Here is a 17877-nt window from a genome sequence, read left to right as displayed (position 1 = left end):
CACCAGACCTGAACGGCCGCGACCGCTCAATTGAACGTTCGATACCCGCGATCGGCGGTGCGGTGCGGCTTTCGTCCCCCGCAGCCCCGGCAGTCCCGTCCCGTCACTGACGCAACATCTCCCCGGCGCCCTCGCCACCTTCTCCCCGGCCCCCGGACGCGCCCCCCAACGGTCGGCGGAGGACGGTCCGTTCCCCTCTACGACCGAAGTACGGCGGCTACCCTCACAGCCATGACCTCCGACCTGCCGCCCGCGCACGACCCGCAGCCGCGCCGGGCAACCGACCCGCACGGCCTGCCCGTTGAACCGCCGCAGACCCCGGTCGCCGCGCCCCCGCTGGCGACCGGACCGCGTCAGATGGAGCTGCTGGCCTTTCAGCCCGCCGAGGACGTACGCCCCTCGAGCCGGCAGGCGGACGCCGTAGCCGCCGCCTACGTGCTGATCGCCCTCTGGCACCGGGAACGCCTGCTGCTGGTACGGGTGCGCGACCGCGACTGCTGGGAGCTGCCGGGCGGCGGGGTGGAGACGGACGAGAGCGCACGCGAGGCCGCGGTGCGCGAACTGCGGGAGGAGACGGGCGAGGAGATCGCCCCCGAGGCGCTGCGCCTGGTCGGCTACGCGACCACCGCGCTCGGACCGACCCGGCGCACCCTGATCGGCGCGGTCTTCACCGCTCGCGTCGCCGAACCGGGCGCCTTCACGCCCAACGAGGAGATCGGCGAGGTGTGTTGGTGGGACGGGCAGCAGGAGCTGCCGCGGCTCCAGACCGTCGACACCTACCTCGCCGAGCTCACCCGGGAGCACTGACCACGGCGCTCCGGCCGCCGGAAGCCGGGCCGACCGCCCGGAGCCGGGCACCCTGAGCGCGGCACCCACCGGACGGCGCCCGCGGCACACAGGTCCGGTAGCGGCGCCGGACGCGCCCTGCACGGTGCTCCACCGGCGGGACGCCCCCAACGCCCCGAACGCCGTACGCCGCGATCCGCGCGACGCGGCCCCGCCTCCGTCTCCGTACGACGCGACGCACGGCAGAGCGACAGGACAGCGCGCGGCAGGACGGCGACAGCGCTACCGCGGCACCGCGCCCGGCGTGCGGCCCGCCCCGGGGGTCAGACGCGGGAGGGCTGGGGTGCGCCGCTGTCCGTGTCCGAACCGCCGACGAAGGTGCGCCACAACTCGGCGTACCGACCGCCGCGCGCCAGCAGCTCGGTGTGCGTGCCGTCCTCGGCGACTCTGCCGTGGTCGAGCACCACCACCCGGTCCGCCCGCGCGGCCGTGGTCAGGCGGTGGGCGATGACCAGCGTCGTGCGCCGCCCGGCCAGCCGGTCGGTCGCCTGGTTGACCAGCGACTCGGTCGCCAGGTCCAGCGCGGCGGTGGCCTCGTCCAGCAGCAGGATGTCGGGCTCGACCAGCTCCGCTCTGGCCAGCGCGATCAGCTGGCGCTGACCGGCCGAGAGGTTCTTTCCGCGCTCGCCGACCTCCTGCAGATAACCGTGCGGCAGCGAGGCGATCATGTCGTGCGCACCGACTCTGCGGGCCGCCGCCTCCACCTCCGCGTCCGTCGCCGACGGGCGGCCGTACGCGATGCTGTCGCGGACCGGCCCGGGGAAGAGGTACGGCTCCTGAGGGACCACACCGAGCCGCTGCCGGAAACTCGTCAGATCGAGCTCGCGCAGATCGCGGCCGTCGACGCGCACGGCGCCGGAGGTCGGGTCGTAGTAGCGCGCGACGAGCTTCACCAGCGTCGACTTGCCCGCGCCCGTCTCACCGACGAAGGCGACGGTCTGGCCGGCGGGGACGGTCAGGCTGACGCCGCTCAGCGCCGCCTCCCCCGTCGGTGCCGCTGAGGGGAGGGAGCCGGCCGGACTCGGGGAGTCGCCGGTCCCGCCGCCAGGTGCCTGCGGCTCGCCCGCCCGGGCCTCCTCGGCTGCCCCGCCCGCCCGGGCGGAGGCGCCGTCGTAGCGGAACCCCACGGCGTCGAAGGCGACTTCGCCCCGAAGCGCGCGCACCGGCTCGGCCGTCGTCGAGGACGGGGTGGAGGTCTGCTCCCGCAGCAGCCCCTGGATGCGGCCGAGCGAGACGGACGCCTGCTGGTAGCCGTCGAAGACCTGCGAGAGCTGCTGGACCGGGGCGAAGAACAGCTCGATGTAGAGCAGATACGCCACCAGTGCGCCCGCGGAGAGCGTGCCCTCGCTCACCCGGCCAGCCCCGACCAGCAGCACCGCGACCGTCGCGAAGGACGCGAGGAGCTGCACGAAGGGGAAGTACACCGAGATCAGCCACTGGCCGCGCACCCGCGCCCTGCGGTAGCCGTCGCTGCGCTCGGCGAAGCGGTCCGCACCGGTGTCCTCGCGCCGGAACGCCTGGAGCATGCGCAGTCCGGCAACCGACTCCTGGAGGTCGGCGTTGACCACGCTCACCCGCTCGCGGGCCAACTCGTACGCCTTGACGCTGTGTCGGCGGAAGTAGACCGTGCCGAGGATCAGCGGGGGCAGTGTCGCGAAGACGACCAGTGCGAGCTGGACGTCGATCACCAGCAGTGCCACCAGGATGCCGACGAAGGTGAGCAGCGAGACGAGCGCGGTGACCAGGCCGGTCTGGAGAAAGGTGGAGAGCGCGTCGACATCGGTGGTCATGCGCGTCATCAGCGCACCGGTCAGATGGCGCTCGTAGTAGTCCAGGCCCAGCCGCTGGAGCTGCGCGAAGATCTTTATTCGCAGTGCGTACAGCACTCGCTCGCCGATCCGGCCGGTCATCCGCATCGCCACGGTCTGCGCCGCCCACTGGGCCAGCACCACCACCAGCGCCAGCCCTGCCGCGAGCCAGACACCGGCTATCGCGGCCTTCTCGACGCCGTCGTCGATGCCCTGGCGGATGAGGACCGGAAGCAGCAGCATCGCGGCCGCGTCCACGGCGACGAAGCCCAGCGCGAGCGCCAGCGGACGGCCGAAGCCGCGCAGCAACCGCCGCAGACCGTACGACTCCTCGGGCTGGGCCGCCGTCGACTCGTCGATCTCCGGCTCGTCCGTCGCGGGCGGCAGGGCGGCGACCTTGGCCAGCAGCTCGGGGTCGCCGGGCAGCGAGCTCAGCTCGGCGCCGAAGCTCCCCTGCTGTCCGCTCTGCGCCGCGCTCGCCCCGCTGCCGCCGTCGCCGGAGCTGCTCCCGGCGGCCGACGTCTCGGGCCGCTGCCACAGCTCGGGGGTGACGCCGTCGACCGGAAGGTGCTCGTCGTGCCGCGCCCGCCCCGCCGGGTCGCGCGCCACATCGCCCAACTCGTCGGGGTCGGTGAGGAGTCGGCGGTAGAGGTCGCAGCGGGTGGAGAGCTCGGCGTGGGTGCCGACGTCCACCAGCCGGCCGCCGTCCAGCACCGCGATCCGGTCGGCCAGGGTCAGCGTGGACTGGCGGTGGGCGATCATCAGCGTGGTGCGGCCGGCCATCACCCCGCGCAGCGCCTCGTGGATCTCGTGCTCGACGCGGGCGTCCACCGCGGAGGTGGCGTCGTCCAGCAGCAGCAACCGGGGGTTGGTGAGGATCGCCCGGGCGAGCGCGATGCGCTGCCGCTGCCCTCCCGAAAGGCTCATCCCCTGCTCGCCGAGGACGGTGTCGTACCCCTGCGGCAGCTCGGAGATGAACCCGTCGGCCTGCGCGGCGCGGGCGGCACTGCGGATCTGCTCGTCGTCGGCGTCGGGTGCGCCGAACGCGATGTTCTCCCGGACGGATTCGGAGAAGAGGAAGCTGTTCTCCGGTACGAGCCCGATGGCGGAGCGCAGCGAGGCCAGACTGAGGTCGCGCACGTCGTGGCCGCCGACCCGCACCGAGCCTGCGGTGGCGTCGTAGTAGCGCGGCAGCAGCATCGAGACCGTCGACTTGCCGCTTCCGCTGGTGCCGACCACCGCGAGCGTCTCGCCCGGCTCGATGCGCAGGGTGAGTTCGTCCAGCACGGGCCGGTCCGCGCTGTACCCGAAGCTCACACGGTCGAACTCGACGGAGGCGTCCGCCCCGGCGGGCAGCTCGATCGCGTCGGGCCGCTCGGACATCTGCGGCTCGGTGTCGATCAGCTCGAAGATCCGCTCCACGCCGGCGCGGGCCTGCTGGCCGATGGTGAGCATCGCGGCGAGCATCCGCACCGGGCCCACCAGCTGTGCGAGGTAGGTGGAGAAGGCGACGAAGGTGCCGAGGGTGATCTGGCCCTGCACCGCCATCCAGCCGCCGACACCGAGCATGGCGACCTGCCCGAAGGAGGGCACGGCCTGGAGCGCCGGGGTGTAGCGCGCCGTCAGCCGCACGGTGCGCAGCCGGGCGGCGAAGAGCGTACGGCTGATCGCGCGCAGCTTGCCCGACTCCTGCTCCTCCTGCCCGAAGCCCTTGACGACCCGTACGCCCGTCACCGAGCCGTCGACCACCGAGGCGACCGCACCGGCCTGCTGCTGGGCGTACCAGGTCGCGGGGAAGAGGCGCTTGCGGCTGAGGTCGGCGATCCACCAGAGCAGCGGGAAGACCGCCAGCGACACCAGCGTCAGCATCGGGGAGAGCACGAACATCACGATCAGCGCGACCGCGAAGAGCAGGATGTTCCCGATCATCATCGGCAGCATGAACAGCAGGCTCTGCACCAGCTGGAGGTCGCTGGTGCCGCGCCCGACGACCTGGCCGGTGGAGAGCTCGTCCTGACCCCGGCCGTCCAGCCGGATGATCGCCCGGTACATCGCGGTGCGCAGATCGTGCTGGACGTCCAGGGCGAGCAGCCCGCCGTAGTAGCGGCGCAGATAGGTGAGCCCGTAGATCACCACCGCGGCCACCAGCAGCAGCCCGATCCAGGGTGCGAGGTCGGAGGCGGCGGCACCGCTGCCCCCGGCGATCTCGTCGATGACGACCTTGGTGAGCAGCGGGACCATCGCCATCGCGGCCATACCGGCCAGCGAGGCGCCGAGCGCGAGCATCACGTTCCGCCGGTACCGCAGACAGTACGAGGTCAGCCGGCGGGCCCAGCCCACCTGTCGGCCTGCCGCTTCGGTCGCTTCCACGTGCTCTGCCCCCGCTCTCCGCGCCCCCGGTCCGGAACGCCTTCTCCTGCACCGCCTGCCGGAGGATCCAACGCCGTGAACGGAGGATTTCATCCCGCTGTGACAATCGGGCACGGATTTTCCGTCATCGGCCTGCTCCTATCGACCGGCCCGTGGCACGACTCGGCCGTCGGCGGCCGGCGGGAGCAGCGGAATCGGGAGCGGTGGCGAGGTGCTCAGGAACGGGTGCGAGGCGGGTGGACGACGGCCGGCGGGCGGCTGTCCCCCGTTCCGCAGAGCACGCCGGCGAGCAGCAGCACCCGGCCGAGTGCCTCGGCGCGCGCCCGGCCGCGCGGACCGCGGTGCTCGGGCCCCGTCTGCGGCAGCGCTCCGGAAGCCGGGACCGCCGTGTCCCGGGAGGAGTCCCGGTCGGGGGCGGCGGGCCCGTCCGAGGCAGGGGTCGAGAAGGACGCCCAGACCGCCTTCCCCGTGGGGCCGGGGACGGTCCAGCCCCAGTCGTCGCTCAGGCACTCCACGATGTGCAACCCCCGCCCGGACTCGGCGAGTTCGGCCGCGTCGCACACCTGTGGGGAGCCGGCGCCGGCGTCCACCACCACGCACAGCACACCGCGCCCCTGACGGGCGAGGCCGAGCAGCACCGGCCGGGGGCCGGCGCCGGCGTCCGGCTCGCGGTTGTGCCGCATCGCGTTGGTCACCATCTCCGAGACGGCGACCGCCACGCTGTCGTCCAGCTCCTTCAGCCCCCAGCAGCGCAGGGTGTTGTGCGCGTAACTGCGGGCGAGAGCGGCCGAGCGCGAGCCCTCACCGAGGGTCCACACCGCGAAGGCGGATGAGTCCTGCGGCTCGTGCGCCGCCGAGCCGGGGGCGGCCGTCGGACGACCGGACATCGCGCAGGCCGACCCGGGCGGGATCGCGGGGCCGGGAAGGACGGGGAGATCTTCCACCAGCCCCTCCACCAGGGAGAGCGGTGTGGGCCCGGGGCCCGGACCGCCACCGGATGCGGCCGGCCCGTGGTGAGCGGCCCTGTCCACCGGTTGTGGGGTCATGACGTACTCCGCAGCCGCCGAAACGGCACGTAAGGGAACACATTTCTCATGACATCCTGCTTCGACTGTGGCGACCGGTGCAAGTGCGAATGCACTTACAACTGTGCACAGTGCGTGGTATAGGCCATTGACCGGCACTTCTCCGACCCGAACGTCGCCAAAACCGCGACCGACCCGGAACGACACCCTCGAAACGCCGTCATCACCGGCTTACTCGCAGCGACGAACCGCCTCCGCCACGACGCCCTCCCGCCGGACGGCTTCCGGTGACCGATTCGGGCCACCCCTCCCGGAGCAGACCCGTCTATACAAGTTGAAGCTTGTACGGACAGCCTCGGGCCCAGTTGTACGCCCGCGAGACCGCCTCCGCCGTGCCTTGCCCGTGCACCGCCGAGCACCGAGCGCCGACATGCGACTCCGCGGCCGGGACCCCGACCCGGACCGCCCGCGACCGCCGCGGGCCCGTCCGCGCTCCCCCGGAGCGCCGCGCACGCCGCGCGCGTGGCCGGTAACCGACCGTTGTACAGGCCACACCGTGGAGTGCGAGACTGAGCGGTCGGTCTCACACCGCCGTCACTTCACTCACACAGGAGAGCAGGAGCAGGTCTGATGGCAGCCCAGCCGGAGCCGGTAGGCCCCGCCCCCTCCGAGACCGCGGTGCGCCGCATCCTGTCCACACCGCTCGGCGGGCCGACCGTTCTGCGGATCGTGCTCGGCACCCATCTGCGCCGTCTGCGCGAGGCCGGCCACATCACCCGTGAGGCCGCCGGCGACGCGATCCGCGGCTCGCACGCCAAGATCAGCCGCCTGGAGCTCGGCCGCGTCGGCTACAAGGAGCGCGATGTGGCCGACCTGCTCACCCTCTACGGCGTCCACGACGCGGCCCGGCGCGAGGAGTTCCTCACCCTCGCCCGGCACGCCAACAACCCCGGCTGGTGGCACAAGTACAGCGACGTGCTGCCCGGCTGGCTCGAGACGCTGCTCGGCCTGGAGGAAGCCGCGTCGATGATCCGCACCTACGAGATGCAGTTCGTGCCCACCCTCCTCCAGACACCCGAGTACGCGCGGGCCGTCTGCGAGCTCGCCCACCCCGGCGCCTCGCCGGAGGAGACCGAGCGCCGGGTGGGACTGCGGATGCGCCGCCAGGAACTGCTGCGCCGCCCCGAGGGCCCGCGGCTGTGGACGGTGATCGACGAGGCCGCCCTGCGACGACCGCTGGGCGGGCGCGCGGTGATGCGCGGGCAGTTCGAGCATCTGCGACGCCTCGCGGAGCACCCGCGGGTCACGATCCAGATCGCCCCGTTCGAGCTGGGCGGCCTGGCCGCGACCGGCGGCCCGGTGACGATCCTGCGCTTCGCCGAGCCCGACCTGCCCGACATCGTCCATCTCGAACAGCTCACCAGCGCGCTCTACCTGGACAAACGCGCCGAGGTGGAGACGTACATGGTGGTGATGGACCGCCTGTTCGCGGCGGCCGAGACGCACGAGAGCTCGGTCGCCTTCCTGGACCGGGTGCTGGACGGGAAATGAGCAGCGGCCCGCGACCCCGAGCGGCGGGGTCGCGGCCCGAATGAACCGACCGGGGCCCGGCCCGACCGAGCCCCGAGGCGACGGCCCGAACCGACCGCGGCCCGAAGCACGGCCCGCCGGGACCGGCACGGAGGCCGCCCCGCCCCGGGCCGCACCGACCTCCGCCGCCGTGCTCCCGACCCGGGACGTCACGCCCGCTCCAGTGCGTCACGCCCCGGCCGAGGCCGTACGCCTCAGATGACGCCCTGGGCGAGCATCGCGTCGGCGACGCGCTCGAACCCGGCGATGTTCGCACCCAGCACGTAGTCGTCGGGGGCGCCGTGGCGCTCCGCGGTCTCGTGGCAGGTGTCGTGGATGTTCTGCATGATCGTCGCGAGCTCGCGCTCGACCTGCTCGAACGGCCACGGCTGCCGCGCCGCGTTCTGCCGCATCTCCAGTCCGCTGGTGGCCACACCGCCCGCGTTGGCGGCCTTGCCCGGACCGAAGGCGACGCCGGCCTGCTGGAAGAGCTCGACCGCCTCCGGGGTGGTGGGCATGTTGGCACCCTCGGCGACGGCCTTGACGCCGTTGCCGATCAGCGTCCGCGCGTCCGCCTCGGTCAGCTCGTTCTGGGTGGCGCAGGGCAGCGCCACGTCGGCGGGCACCTCCCACACCCGGCCGTCCGGCACGAACCGGGCGGAGCGACCGCGCAGTTCGGCGTACTCGCTGATGCGACCGCGCCGCTGCTCCTTGATCTCCTTGAGCAGCGCCACGTCGATGCCCTTCTCGTCCACGACGTAGCCGCTGGAGTCGGAGCAGGTCAGTACGTGCGCGCCGAGGGCCGCGGCCTTCTCGGCTGCGTAGATGGCGACGTTGCCCGATCCGGAGACGGCGACCTGCTGTCCGTCGAGGTCCTCGCCCCGCCGGTGCAGCATCGCGGCGACGAAGAGCACCGTGCCGTAGCCGGTGGCCTCGGTACGCGCCTGCGAACCGCCCCAGCCGATGCCCTTGCCGGTGAGCACCCCGGCCTCCCAGCGGTTGGTGATCCGGCGGTACTGGCCGAAGAGGTAGCCGATCTCCCGGCCGCCGACGCCGATGTCGCCGGCGGGTACGTCGGTGTGCTCGCCCAGGTGGCGGTGGAGCTCGGTCATGAACGACTGGCAGAAGCGCATGACCTCCGCGTCGCTGCGGCCGTGCGGGTCGAAGTCGCTGCCGCCCTTGCCGCCTCCGATGGCGAGGCCGGTGAGCGCGTTCTTGAAGATCTGCTCGAAGCCGAGGAACTTGATGATGCCGAGGTTGACCGAGGGGTGGAAGCGCAGACCTCCCTTGTAGGGGCCGAGCGCGCTGTTGAACTCGACCCGGAAGCCCCGGTTCACGTGGACCGTGCCGCGGTCGTCCTGCCACGGCACCCGGAACATCACCTGGCGCTCGGGCTCCACGATCCGCTCGACGAGCCTGGCCTCCGCCAGCTCCGGCTGGGCGGCCAGCACCGGGGCGAGCGACTGGAGCACCTCGTGGACAGCCTGGTGGAACTCGGGCTCACCGGGGTTGCGCCGAAGAATTTCGGCATGGAGCGATTCGTTGCGCTGCATCGACTGGACTTCCTTTCACCGGACGGTCCGACGGCCACCCTCCGTCGATCCGTGCGCGGGTGCGGGGTGCGGGCCGTCCCGACGGTGCGGTACGGCGGTGCCGGCTCGGGCGTTCGGGGCTCGTGCTGCGGGTACGCGGCTCGGCGCCGATGACAAGCCCTACCCGGAACAGTCCATGTCCGAACGAATTCTCGTACACGGTAGTCGTGACCGAGAAGTGGTTGCACAGCACAGGGGTCCGCGGTGTCGGCGAGCGGGGATTCACGGCACAACCGCCGGGGACGCGGCGGGACGGTGAGCGCGGGAGAGCCGCGGCGACGGAGAACGGGGCGGCTCCGGTGAGTCAGGCCTCTCCCCGGAGCCGCCCCCGCAAAGGGGTGTCGAGCAGACGGCGCGGTCGCACCAGCACCCCCCACAGGGCCGGCACCGCTGCCAGGCGGCTTCGACACCCCGTCCCGCGGGATGCACAGGGAGTCTGTCGGGAATCTCCATGAAGTGCACATCCACCGAACAGAACAGGTAACGTTGCGTATTAAATAAGTGGCATGAAGTGACCTCGCGAGGGCGCAAATCCCGGGGTCAACACCCGCTCCCACCAGCGCAGTTACCGTCTCGCGTTCATCTCGCCACCGACATTCGCCGGTAATCAGACGTTCCGGGCCGCCTCGAACATGGCCGAAAGCGTTCGGCAATCCCGACGGGCCACGACAGCGGTCGCGACGAGATGCGGCGCACGGCGCAGCGGTCCCGCCGCTCTCACCCCTCGCTCTCCCGCCCCGCGGCGATCTGGCGCGCCATCAGCGTGGTCAGCTCATAGGCGGTGTGGGAGGCGGCGACCGCGGTGATCTCCGCGTGGTCGTACGCCGGGGCCACCTCCACCAGGTCGGCGGAGACCAGATGGCAGCCGGCCAACCCGCGCAGAATCTCCAGGAGTTCGCGCGAGGTGAGCCCGCCGGCCTCCGGGGTGCCGGTGCCGGGCGCGTGCGCGGGGTCGAGCACATCGATGTCGATCGAGATGTAGAGCGGCCGGTCGCCGACGCGTTCGCGCAACTGCTGTGCCACCTCGTCCACTCCGCGCCGCATCACGTCGGCGGAGGTGACGATCCCGAAGCCCATCCGTTCGTCCTCGTCCAGGTCCCGCTTGCCGTACAGCGGGCCGCGCACACCGACGTGGGAGAGCGCGGAGGTGTCCAGGACGCCCTCCTCCACGGCCCGGCGGAACGGGGTGCCGTGGGTGTACTCGGCGCCGAAGTAGGTGTCCCAGGTGTCCAGATGGGCGTCGAAGTGCAGCAGGGCGACGGGCCCGTGCCGGCGCGCGACCGAGCGCAGCAGCGGCAGCGCGATGGTGTGGTCGCCGCCCAGCGTCATCAGGCGGGCGCCGCTGTCGAGCAGTTCGTCGGCCGCGGCCTGGACGGTCTCGACCGCCTCGTTGATGTGGAACGGGTTCGCCGCGATGTCGCCCGCGTCCGCGACCTGGGCGAGCGCGAACGGCGAGGCGTCCTGCGCCGGGTTGTACGGGCGCAGCAGCCGGGACGCCTCCCGGATCGCGTTCCCGCCGAAGCGGGCGCCGGGCCGGTAGGAGACGCCGGAGTCGAAGGGCACCCCCACCACGGCGACGTCCGCACTGCCCACCTCGTCGAGCCGCGGCAGCCGGGCGAAGGTCGCGGGGCCTGCGAAACGCGGCACCCGCGAGGAGTCGACGGGGCCGACCGGCCCGGCGGCCGGATCGCCGCCGATGCTTCCGGTGAACGGCTGCGGCACGGGCGGCTGGTTGCGGGGGGTGTCGGTGCTCATGCGCGGAGCGTAGGCGCGGGGGCGTCGCCCGCCACATGGACGTTTCCGCGAGGGCCGTCCCCGGATTTTGGACAGACTGTCCACCGTTCACGCTTCCGCGCCACAATGGCCGTATGCCACCGCCCACCGCACCGTCCCGCAGCGAGCTCGTCGACCATCTCGTACGCACCCGGATCGCGGGGGACGTGGCGACGCCGCGGGAGAACAACCTCAATCACTACCGGGGCCTGGCGAACGGCGACCGCCACTACTGGCTCGGGCTGGAGCTCGGCGACCGGTGGCGGGACGAGCAGGACGTGCTCGCCGTCATGGCGGAGCGCGCCGGAGTCAGCGACGACCCGGCCCACCGCTCGGGCCAGGACACCATCGACCCGGAGCTGACCGTCGACGCGCTCGACCGGGCCGCGCTGCGACTGCGCAAGGCGGCGGCCGCCTCCGAGCGGGTGCTGCTGGCCACCGGCCACCCCGGAGCGCTGCTGGACCTGCACGGCTCGGTGGCAGGCGCGCTGCGCCGCGCCGGCTGCGACATCGTCCGCGTACCCCTCGGTGTCTTCGCGGACAAGGGTGTGATCGTGCAGTTCGCCGGAGTGGCGGTCTACGAGCTCGGCGCCAGCCTCTGGCACACCCACTCTCCCGCGCCCATGCACGCGATCCTCGGGGCGCTGACGGAGGCGGGCGAGCCGCTGCCCGATCTCGTCTTCGCGGACCACGGCTGGGCGGGCTGCGCCGCGGAGCGCGGCATCGACACCGTCGGTTTCGCCGACAGCAACGACCCGGCGCTCTTCCTCGCCGAGGCGGAGGGCACGCTCGCGGTCACCGTGCCGCTGGACGACCACGTGGTGAACCCGCTCCACTACGAGCCGATGACGCAGTACCTGCTGACCGCCGCGGGCCTCGCCGACTAGGCTCTGCGGCCCGGATCCCCGGGGCCGGTCGACACCGCCGACGCAAGCACACGGGCGCCGGGCCCGGCCGGGAGCCGAGCGGAAGCGGCGGAAGCGCCTCCCCGCGGCTCGCCGACTACGGGATCACCACGACCGGCCGCTCGGCCCGGCGCGCGAGCCGCCCCGCCACGGAACCGAAGATCCGGCCGACGAGGCCGTGCGTGGAGCCGACCACGATGGCGTCCGCCTCGTACTCCTGACCGACCTCCTCCAGCTCGTGGCAGATGTCGCCGCCGCGCTCGACCAGGATCCAGGGAATCTCGCTCAGATGGTCGGCGCAGGCCAGCTCGAGCCCGAGCACCTCGGTGCGCTGGTCCGGGACGTCCACGAAGACCGGGGGCTCACAGCCCGCCCACACGGTGGTGGGCAGCCGGTTCGCCACGTGCACGATGATCAGGCCCGAACCGGAGCGGTGCGCCATGCCGACCGCGTAGGCGAGCGCCCGCTCGCTGGAGAGGGATCCGTCGAAGCCGACGACGACACCGTGCTTGAAGGCCGGGTCGCATTCCTGGCGTGCGTCCGCCGCGGCCTCCGGCACCGCCGGGGAGTCGGCAAGCCGCTTGCGGTCCACTGGTTCGGGAATCTCGTGTCCGGCCATGATCGTCTCGGCGAAGGTGATCCTCGTGCGGATGGAACGGCGGATGGTGACAAGCGAAGTCGTGTGAGAAACGTCCGGGAAGCGTCTTTCTTTTGGCCTACCCCAAGGGTACGCAGCTACACCCCGCGTGCCCAGTGGCTGGGGCGGAAGCATGCCCGAGGCCGGCGCTTCTGGCAACAGCGGGAACGGACACGGCCGAACGCCCCGCGACGGCGGAGCCTCCACGCGGCGCGCAGGCCGCCGGAAGCCCGCCACGCCCCGCCGTCGCCCGGCAGAGGGCCGACGGGCGTCCCGTCTCGCCGCACCCTCGCCGCGACCGCCGAGGCGCCCCGCTGCCGCCCTCGGGGCGGCTCGCATGCAGAGGCACCGAGGGGCCGCGGATGCGGCGGGAGCGACGCGAGCACCTCGCCGCGGACCGGGCCACGCCCAACCGCATCGCCCAGCCGCATCGGGCGAGGAAAATTCCACAGATGCCGGTAAATGGTCGCATTCCCGGGGCAGTTCGAGCACCGGCCGGTACGCGGCCGATGGGCGCACAGGGCACAGAAACCGCGGCACGGGGGCGCACACCCCGAAGCACAGGGGGCGCACAGGGCCCTTAGCATTCTTTTCAGCCAAGTTATGGACGTGATACGCCACTTGTAGCGCGCATGTGTCGCCCTTGCACCACCTGCCGGAATGGGGTGTTTCCGACGTATACCCCTCCCGACGCACACGCTGAGCACCCAACGCACTTCCCAGCGGAGTGTCCGGATGCCACTCTTCGTGATCGAATGCTTTACGCCAAGTTGTCATGTCGACATAGCGGTGGCGGTCGAAGTTGTCCCGAGGGCCTCTTCGGACGCAGTAGATTCGATCTTGGCAAAACCACGGCGGGGGAAACCGTGCAGGACCGAGAGGACGCGACCAAACTGAGGGGGGCTTAGGACAATGAGCCAGGACCCAACGCACGGCCCCGCGACGACTACAAGGAAGCTCGCCACCCGGCGGCGCCGCGAGATCGTGGCGGTGCTCCTGTTCGGCGGCGGACCGATATTCGAGAGCTCGATCCCGCTGTCCGTCTTCGGCATCGACCGGCAGGACGCCGGGGTGCCGCGTTACCGACTGCTGGTCTGCGCGGGCGAGGACGGCCCGCTGCGCACCACCGGCGGTCTCGAACTCACCACGCCGCACGGGCTGGACGCCATCGCCCGCGCGGGCACCATCGTCGTCCCGGCCTGGCGCTCCATCACCCAGCCGCCGCCACCGGCCGCGGTCGAGGCACTGCGCCGAGCGCACCAGGAGGGTGCCCGGATCATGGGCCTGTGCACCGGCGCCTTCGTCCTGGCCGCCGCGGGTCTGCTGGACGGCCGTCCGGCGACCACCCACTGGATGTACGCGCCCACCCTCGCCAAGCGCTACCCCGCGGTCCACGTCGACCCCCGGGAGCTGTACGTCGACGACGGGGACATCCTCACCTCCGCCGGCACCGCGGCCGGAATCGACCTGTGCCTGCACGTCGTGCGCACCGACCACGGTGCGGAGGCCGCGGGCGCACTCGCCCGGCGGCTGGTCGTGCCCCCGCGTCGGGGCAACGCCGCGGACATGGGTCAACTGCACCGGCTGGACAGGTCTTTACCGGAGGAGATCGGCACCGACCCGCTGGCCGAGGTCGTCGCCTGGGCGCTGGAGCATCTGCACGAGCAGTTCGACGTGGAGACGCTCGCCGCACGCGCGTACATGAGCAGGCGGACCTTCGACCGCCGGTTCAGGACGCTCACCGGCAGTGCGCCGCTCCAGTGGCTCATCACCCAACGCGTGCTCCAGGCCCAGCGGTTGCTGGAGACGACCGACTACTCGGTGGACGAGGTGGCCGCGCGCTGCGGTTTCCGTTCCCCGGTGGCGCTGCGCGGCCACTTCCGGCGGCAGCTCGGCTCCTCGCCGGCCGCCTACCGGGCCGCGTACCGCGTACGGCGTCCCGGTGCGGCCGGCGCCGCCGAATCGGCGGACAGCACGGTCGCGGTGGCCACCACGACCGAGTACCGGGTGCCGCCCGCGCGCACCGAGGGCACGCGCGGCGAGCTGCCGCGCACCGAGCAGCGACCCGGCGAGGCACGCCCCGACGTGCGCAGCGACGCGGGGCGTCCGGACGGCGTGCGGCCCGAGCAGCTGCGGGCGGGGCGGAGCGAGGGCGCCGGCATGTTCACGGCCGGGCTGATCACCGCCTCCGTGCCGGAGCAGGGCAAGCCCGAGTCGGAGATGTACGTCGCGCGCACACCCGGCAGGCGCACCCGCGGCTGACCTCCGGGCCGGCCCTCGTCGACTCGTCGAACGGACCGGGCCGGGCCAGCCGTCGGGGCGAGGCCGGTTGGTTCACGCTGCCGGGTCGCGCTGCCGGGCCGGATCGTTGACCGCCCGGCGGTTACGACTGCCCCGTGGTCCCCGGCTGTCCCCGCCGCTTCCGGCTGTCCCCGGCTGTCTCCGCCCCCCGGCTGCTCGCGGTCGGGACGCCACTTCGCCGCATCGTCACCTCGTCACGTCGCAGCCGTCCGACGGTCCGCACGGTGCGGCGGGTCGCGCTGTCCGACACGTCCCTGCGGGCCCGGCGCAGAAATGCCTGCCTCTCCGCACCGTGCCCTCCGCCCCGCCAACCGCCCCGCGCAGCAGGGGCGTTCGCGGTTCACGGGCGCCGGCGCCACCGCCACGCGCGCGGTCGCATCGCCGCGTGCGGCGGCGGTCCGGGAGCGGTCCTCCGGAGGCGTCGCCCGTTCCGCGGGAGCCGATTCCGCCCGGTCCGCCGGGAGGGCAGACCCCCGGCGAAGTGCCACGTAGGGTGATCGGCATGAACGATCGCATGGTGTGGATCGACTGCGAGATGACCGGTCTCTCGCTGTCCAAGGACGCGCTCATCGAGGTGGCCGCGCTGGTGACCGACTCGGAGCTCAACATCCTCGGCGAGGGGGTGGACATCGTCATCCGACCGCCGGACGACGCGCTGGCGCAGATGCCCGAGGTGGTGCGCGCCATGCACACCAGTTCCGGGCTGCTGGAGGAGCTGGAGGGCGGCACGTCCCTTGCTGAGGCGGAGGAGCAGGTGCTCGCCTATGTGAAGGACCACGTGCCGGACCCGGGGAAGGCGCCGCTGTGCGGCAACTCCGTCGCCACCGACCGGGGCTTCCTGGCACGGGACATGCGCACGCTGGAGAACCATCTGCACTACCGGATCGTGGACGTCTCCTCGATCAAGGAGCTCTCCCGCCGCTGGTACCCCCGCGCGTACTTCAACAGCCCGGAGAAGAGCGGCAATCACCGCGCGCTCGCCGACATCCGGGAGTCGATCGCGGAGCTCCGCTACTACCGGGAGGCGGTCTTCGTCCCGCAGCCCGGCCCGGACTCCGAGACCGCGAAGGAGATCGCCGCCCGGCACGTGCTGCCGGCCGAGCCGAAGCCCGAGCAGCCCGCCTGATCCCGCCGCGCGGGGCGTCCGGGCCCAGCGGGTACGGGCAGCGGGTGCGGGCGCGCCGCGGGGCCTGCGGGAAGCGAGGGAAAAGGGGTGCGCGAGCACCCGCGCAAACCCTGTACACTTCATATCGGCCGGTACGGAGAGGCACTTTCCGCAGCCGGTCGTGGTGGATGTAGCTCAGTCGGTAGAGCACCTGGTTGTGGTCCAGGATGTCGCGGGTTCAAGTCCCGTCATTCACCCTTAGTGATCAAGGCTCTGACCTGGGGAAACTCAGGTCAGGGCCTTTTTCTCTGAGCTCATGGCCGAACCATGGGCAGACCGGTGTCGGGATCGATCGCCAACGTCCCGGACATGGCGAGCATCAAGGAGCACACCCAGCAAGGACGGAACGGTCACCCACCGGGTGCGTTGGTTTCAGGGCGGCCGTGGCGGATCCCGGGAGTCGCAACGGCTCGCTGACCCGACGTCGGCAGAATCCTTCAAAGAGCCGGCTCGTGCAGGTGCCAGGCCGCCTCGACTCCCGGATTGCACCGCGCGCACCGGAGGTTCCTCGCCGACCTCGCCCGGCACACCCCGCTGCTGCCCGACGCCGCGCAGCTGATGTTCATCGACATCGACCCCACCCACTGCCAGGTCCACGGACGGGCCGAACAAGGCGCCGAGCACGGGCGCCTGAAGGGGCAGCACACCCTGTACCCGATCCTGGCCACCCACTCCACCAAGCTCGCCCGCCCCGTCATCGGCGCGATCTCGGCCGGAGAGCACTGACCGGCGCCGCACACGGGCCGTGGTGCCCTGGCCGACCGCTGCCAACAGGACCCGGGGGATGGTTCGCCACCCATCGCGGCTACAAGTGGCTCCGACTTGCCATACGGTGCCATCAAACGACCGTCGAAGATGCCGGACCGAGGGCACCAGAGTGTCGGGCGGCGTGAACATGCCGCTGACGGAGAGGAGTTGGCCGCGTGGAATCAGGCCCGGTTCCGACGATCGACGAGTCGTTGGCGCGAGAGCTGCTGGAGGAGCAGTTCCCGCAGTGGGCGGGGCTCCCTCTCGTACCGCTGGATCCCGGCGGGTCCGACCACGTCATCTTCCGGCTGGGGGACTCGCTGTCGGTCCGGCTGCCACGCGGGGACTGGGCTGCCGGGCAGGCCCTCAAGGAGGCGGAGTGGTTGCCTCGGCTTGCTCCCCTGCTGCCTCTGGAGGTGCCCTCGCCGGTCGGCACCGGGACGCCCGCTCTTGGCTACCCCTGGCACTGGTCGGTCCACCGCTGGTTGCGAGGCGAGACCGTCACTGACGTTGTTGACCAGTCCGACGCTCCCGGGCCGGCAGCTCAGCTCGCCGACTTCGTGCGGGCGTTGCACCGCGTTCCCACGCCCGACCGCGCATCCGGCTCCCGGAACAACGGCGAGGACGCGGGCGGTGACGGGGACGCCGGCCTGGCGCGACCCCGGCTCTCGGCCCGTGACGCGTCGACCCGTGCCGCCATCGCCGCCGTCGCCGACACCTTCGACGCCGCTGCTCTGCTACGGGCATGGGAGGACGCGCTCGCCGCCCCGGCCTGGGAGGACGAGCACGAACCGGTCTGGTGCCACGGCGACCTCCACAACGGAAACCTCCTCATCGACCAGGGCCGGCTCACCGCCGTGATCGACTTCGGTTCGTTGGGAATCGGTGATCCCGCCATCGACCTGATGGCCGCCTACACCCTGCTCTCGCCCCGGACCCGTGAGGTGTTCCGGCAGCGGATCGGCCTCGACGGGGCCACCTGGGCGCGCGGCCGAGGCTGGGCGCTGACCACCGGTCTCAACGCCTACACGTCCTACGCCGACACCCACCCCCACGTGGCACGCCAGACGTACCGGCAGATCACGCAGGTGTGGATGGACCACGCCGCGGGTCCCGTCGCTCCGTGACAGGACCCACGG

Annotated in this window: 12 protein-coding genes and 1 tRNA gene; 8 read left to right on the top strand and 5 right to left on the bottom strand. The window is 72.3% G+C overall.

Annotation, left to right across the window (positions count from 1 at the left end; translation table 11 throughout):
• Positions 1-231 precede the first annotated feature (231 nt).
• Positions 232-807, top strand: coding sequence for an NUDIX domain-containing protein (locus tag MTQ01_RS21750; RefSeq protein WP_247492470.1), 576 nt, complete (start codon positions 232-234; stop codon positions 805-807).
• Between the two features lie 302 nt (positions 808-1109).
• Here MTQ01_RS21750 and MTQ01_RS21745 read toward each other — a convergent pair whose 3' ends face one another.
• Entirely contained in the window at positions 1110-4940 is a 3831-nt protein-coding gene (locus tag MTQ01_RS21745; protein ID WP_247492558.1) for an ABC transporter ATP-binding protein, read from the bottom strand.
• Positions 4941-5239: 299 nt separating this feature from the next.
• A complete protein-coding gene (locus MTQ01_RS21740; RefSeq protein WP_247492469.1) occupies positions 5240-6070 on the bottom strand; it encodes an ATP-binding protein in 831 nt (276 codons plus the stop codon).
• A gap of 609 nt (positions 6071-6679) precedes the next feature.
• Here MTQ01_RS21740 and MTQ01_RS21735 point away from each other — a divergent pair.
• Positions 6680-7600, top strand: a complete 921-nt coding sequence (locus MTQ01_RS21735; protein WP_247492468.1) for a helix-turn-helix transcriptional regulator — start codon at positions 6680-6682, stop codon at positions 7598-7600.
• Positions 7601-7833: 233 nt separating this feature from the next.
• Here MTQ01_RS21735 and gdhA read toward each other — a convergent pair whose 3' ends face one another.
• Both gdhA and speB read right to left on the bottom strand, forming a co-directional pair.
• Entirely contained in the window at positions 7834-9171 is a 1338-nt protein-coding gene (gene gdhA, locus MTQ01_RS21730) for an NADP-specific glutamate dehydrogenase (protein ID WP_247492467.1), read from the bottom strand.
• A gap of 756 nt (positions 9172-9927) precedes the next feature.
• Complete coding sequence (gene speB / locus MTQ01_RS21725) at positions 9928-10965, bottom strand: agmatinase (protein ID WP_247492466.1); 1038 nt, start codon at positions 10963-10965, stop codon at positions 9928-9930.
• Positions 10966-11078: 113 nt separating this feature from the next.
• Here speB and MTQ01_RS21720 point away from each other — a divergent pair, with 113 nt between their 5' ends.
• Positions 11079-11870, top strand: a complete 792-nt coding sequence (locus MTQ01_RS21720; protein WP_247492465.1) for a phosphatase — start codon at positions 11079-11081, stop codon at positions 11868-11870.
• Positions 11871-11985: 115 nt separating this feature from the next.
• On the opposite strand, the gene MTQ01_RS21715 is transcribed toward MTQ01_RS21720, so the two are convergent.
• Entirely contained in the window at positions 11986-12507 is a 522-nt protein-coding gene (locus MTQ01_RS21715) for a universal stress protein (RefSeq protein ID WP_247492464.1), read from the bottom strand.
• 930 nt (positions 12508-13437) lie between these two features.
• Here MTQ01_RS21715 and MTQ01_RS21710 point away from each other — a divergent pair.
• The 5 genes from MTQ01_RS21710 to MTQ01_RS21690 all read left to right on the top strand — a co-directional run bounded on the left by MTQ01_RS21710 (position 13438) and on the right by MTQ01_RS21690 (position 17865).
• Entirely contained in the window at positions 13438-14787 is a 1350-nt protein-coding gene (locus MTQ01_RS21710; protein ID WP_247492462.1) for a helix-turn-helix domain-containing protein, read from the top strand.
• A gap of 541 nt (positions 14788-15328) precedes the next feature.
• On the top strand, positions 15329-15952 hold the full coding sequence (orn, locus tag MTQ01_RS21705) for an oligoribonuclease (protein ID WP_247492460.1): 624 nt from the start codon (positions 15329-15331) through the stop codon (positions 15950-15952).
• A gap of 163 nt (positions 15953-16115) precedes the next feature.
• A tRNA-His gene (locus tag MTQ01_RS21700) sits at positions 16116-16188 on the top strand.
• Between the two features lie 286 nt (positions 16189-16474).
• Entirely contained in the window at positions 16475-16717 is a 243-nt protein-coding gene (locus MTQ01_RS21695; protein ID WP_247492458.1) for a hypothetical protein, read from the top strand.
• Positions 16718-16914: 197 nt separating this feature from the next.
• Positions 16915-17865 carry an aminoglycoside phosphotransferase family protein gene (locus MTQ01_RS21690; RefSeq protein ID WP_247492456.1) on the top strand — a complete coding sequence of 317 codons (951 nt, stop codon included), beginning with the start codon at positions 16915-16917 and terminating at the stop codon, positions 17863-17865.
• Positions 17866-17877: the final 12 nt, after the last annotated feature.

This window comes from Streptomyces sp. XM4193, from assembly GCF_023072595.1.
Lineage (GTDB): Bacteria > Actinomycetota > Actinomycetes > Streptomycetales > Streptomycetaceae > Streptomyces.
The sequence above is the reverse complement of the archived record's forward strand: the minus strand, read 5'-3'. Positions and strand labels throughout refer to the sequence as shown.